General features: G+C 43.5%; 2 protein-coding genes and 1 pseudogene. All 3 read right to left on the reverse strand.

Annotated elements, in window-relative coordinates; genetic code table 11:
- Window positions 1-116: 116 nt before the first annotated feature.
- Window positions 117-911: pseudogene (locus tag Q0081_RS24160) on the reverse strand (MFS transporter); the annotation flags it as partial.
- A gap of 322 nt (window positions 912-1233) precedes the next feature.
- Complete coding sequence (locus Q0081_RS24165) at window positions 1234-1422, reverse strand: AraC family transcriptional regulator (RefSeq protein ID WP_298359846.1); 189 nt, start codon at window positions 1420-1422, stop codon at window positions 1234-1236.
- A 226-nt stretch (window positions 1423-1648) separates the two neighbouring features.
- Window positions 1649-3016, reverse strand: a complete 1368-nt coding sequence (locus tag Q0081_RS24170) for an ATP-binding protein (RefSeq protein WP_298359848.1) — start codon at window positions 3014-3016, stop codon at window positions 1649-1651.
- Window positions 3017-3223 lie beyond the last annotated feature (207 nt).

Genomic DNA, 3223 nt, shown 5'->3' on the forward strand with positions numbered 1-3223 from the left:
CATCTTTGCTAATATCGCACTCACGAGGGCTATACTCTCCATAAAAAGCGTTGTTGGTGTTGTGGTAAACCCAATTTAACGCTTTTTATTTTTTACCCAAACCTTTGCAAACTATTGTAGTAAATGATGGCATTGATACCCGACAGTTGATTAAACAATGCAAACAAAACAGCCAACATGACAGGGGTCTTGTATTTGCCCGAAAAAAGACGCGGTTTGTTCTGCTGCGTGTCTGATTGGCTATGCGTGATATTCGACAGTGTTTGCGAAGCGGTTTCGGGGTCAATGATTTGACGAATGGACAATGCCTCGGCGGTTTTACCTTTTTTCAAGACCAACCAACGGGGGCTCTCGGGAATGTTCATTACTATAGTGACAAACAGCAACGCCGGGAACGCCTGAACGCCCAACATCCATCGCCACGCCTCCTGCGAAATATCCTGCAAAAAGTAGTTGGAAATGTACGCGATCAAAATACCAAAGACTACATTGAACTGAAAAAGCGCCACCATTTTACCCCGCGAACGGGCCGGTGAAATTTCAGTGATGTACATGGGTGCCGCCACCGACGAAGCCCCTACACCCAAACCACCCAAAAATCGGAACACTAAAAACAAACTCCAATCGTGGGCTAAGGCCGTGCCAAGAGCAGATAATAAATAAGAAACCGCAATCCAGAACAACGTCTTTTTGCGTCCCAAACGGTCAGCAGGAATACCGCCAAAAAATGAGCCGACAACGGTTCCTATCAAAGCGATGGAAACGGTCAGTCCGTGTTGAAAAGGCGTAAGTGACCAAAGCTGCTGGAGAGTTTGCTCCACGCCCGAAATCACGGCCGTATCAAACCCAAAGAGAAAACCACCCAAGGCGGCGGTAATAGACCAAAAGAAGATGCTGTTTTGACGACTCATTCGTAGTAAAGATTTAGAAAGTCCGGTTATTGAGTGAGTCAAAAGTAGCAGGCAATCCGTTTATTTGAATTTTAGTTTTCTTTCAAATACTTTCAAATTTCGTACACAAATCAATAGACTGATTATCAATAAGTTAATACTTATTCAAAATAGTTTTCCTTCAAAAATATTACATCCATTTTCGAGAATCGTACATACTAAGGAAGGACTTGAGAGGGAAATACCAAGGATGGCGCGAATATCTAATTCGTACCATCAGTGAGGAATCAACAGGTCGTTGGGGAAAAACACCAACGAAGACGTTGTACGAGGTTGTTAAAACTTAAACCCCTGCTCCCTTCCTAAATTCCGAAGGTGTTTGATTTTGTTTTTGGCGAAATAGCGTAGTGAAATAGGCGGGAGAGTTGAAGCCGGTTTCGTAGGCCACATCGGCAATGCTTTTGTTGGTGTCGCGCAGAAGAGCTTTGGCTTTGTTGATTCTGATTTCAGTAATGTAATCATTGACGTTCATTTGAAGCAACGCCTACACCTTTCGGTACAACTGCACCCGCGACATCCCCATGTCAGCGCTTAATTTTTCGACGCCAAATTCGGCATCGGCAATGTGGGCTTCGATGCGGGCCGTCAGTTCATTCAAAAACCGTTTTTCGGTTTTGTTCTCATTGGCAAACACATAATCTGAACTAAACCGTCGTTGAATTTTTGGCGGTTACTCAGTAGCGTTTTAATGGTTTCGGTCAGGTATATGGTGTTGAAGGGCTTCGTAAATAAACATCTGCGCCAGCTTTTACGCCCTCAATTTGAGCATCCGTTTGGCTTTTGGCAGTAAGCAAAATCACGGGAATATGCGACGTTCTGAAATCTTCTTTGACGCGTTGGGTCAGTTCAAAACCATCCATACCCGGCAGCATCACATCACAAATAATCAAATCGGGAATCATAGACAAAATCCCTTCCCAACCGCGCTCGGCAGTCGAAAAAGCTTTGATGGATACCGTTTTAGACAATTTATCCACGATATAAAAACTCAAATCGGTATTGTCTTCAATCAACAGGACCGACGCTGATTCTACAGAAACTTCTGAGTCAGGAGTTGTTGTGGATACCACTTCGGTTTCGTCAAAAAATGGTTGGACCGGGCGCTCCGTTTTTTCAGAAACAGTTTTTTCGTCAACCATCAAATGAGCCTCTCCTTTGGGTAACGAAATGGTAAACGCCGTTCCTTCATTTTTAATGGAAGCCACTTCTATTTCACCGTGATGTAACTGAACAAATTCCCGCGACAAGGCCAGTCCCAACCCCGTACCGAGGCTGTACTTTTTTTGTCCACTGAAATACAAATCAAAAGCACGCTCTTTTTCCGTTTCGGACATACCTTCGCCGTTGTCTTTGATGATGACTTGCACGTTTTCAGCCGTTTCCTGCAACACGACGTGAATATAGCCGCCTTTGGGAGTGTATTTGAAGGCATTGGAAAGCAAATTAAACACCACTTTATCCAATTTTTCGGCATCAAACCATATCGGAAGGCGCGTGGCAGAGGTAATAAACTGCAAATCAATTATAATTTTTTGGGCTTTTTGCTGAAAGTCCGTAACAATTTCCCGCAGGAATTGAACAATATCCTGTTCCGACGCCTGAAGAATTTGTTTGCCCGCATCGGTTTTGCGAAGGTCCAACATTTGATCTACCAAACGAAGCAATCGATAGGCGTTTTTTTGGATGTACAACAACCCCGATTTGAGTTCTTTTTGCGAAATGGATTTTTGATTGAGCAAATCTTCAACGGGTGTCAAACTCAGCGGCGTGCGGAACTCGTGGGAGATATAGGAATAAAAGCAAAGCTTCTCTTCCGTGGCTTGGCGAGCTTTGTTGGAAACTTCCTCAATTTTGTCTTTTTGCTCATGAACCTGTTGATTTCTCAGTTCCAGCTGTCTGTTAGTTGCTTGTTTTGCCCTCACCAGGTATAGTGCCCAAATCCCCAGCAAAACCGCCAACACCAAACAGGAAATAATCACATACAGTGCATTTTTTTGACTGGCGTAGGTATCGTTTAACTGACCGATTTTTTGGTTGAGTTTCTCAATATCCTGTTGTTGGTGCAACAACTTATCGCTTTGGAACGAGAATTAAATAAGTTGAACATTTAATAATTAATTCTATAATTTAAATCAGGGATTTTAGGGTGCCTTTGGATAGGGCAATTGCATGAAGTGGTAAGTTAGCCCGACCTTTGGGAAATGAATGTAGCTGAATTTTTCTTTGAGTTGGACGACCCTCGCCGGGACGGAAGCTGTTATCACGTCCTATCG

The organism is Runella sp. (assembly GCF_027484545.1).
Classification (GTDB): Bacteria; Bacteroidota; Bacteroidia; order Cytophagales; family Spirosomataceae; genus Runella.

Excerpts from the sequence above, each read along its gene's own strand:
- Q0081_RS24165 (WP_298359846.1), bottom strand. The coding sequence starts at position 1,422 with ATGAACGTCAATGATTACATTACTGAAATCAGAATCAACAAAGCCAAA.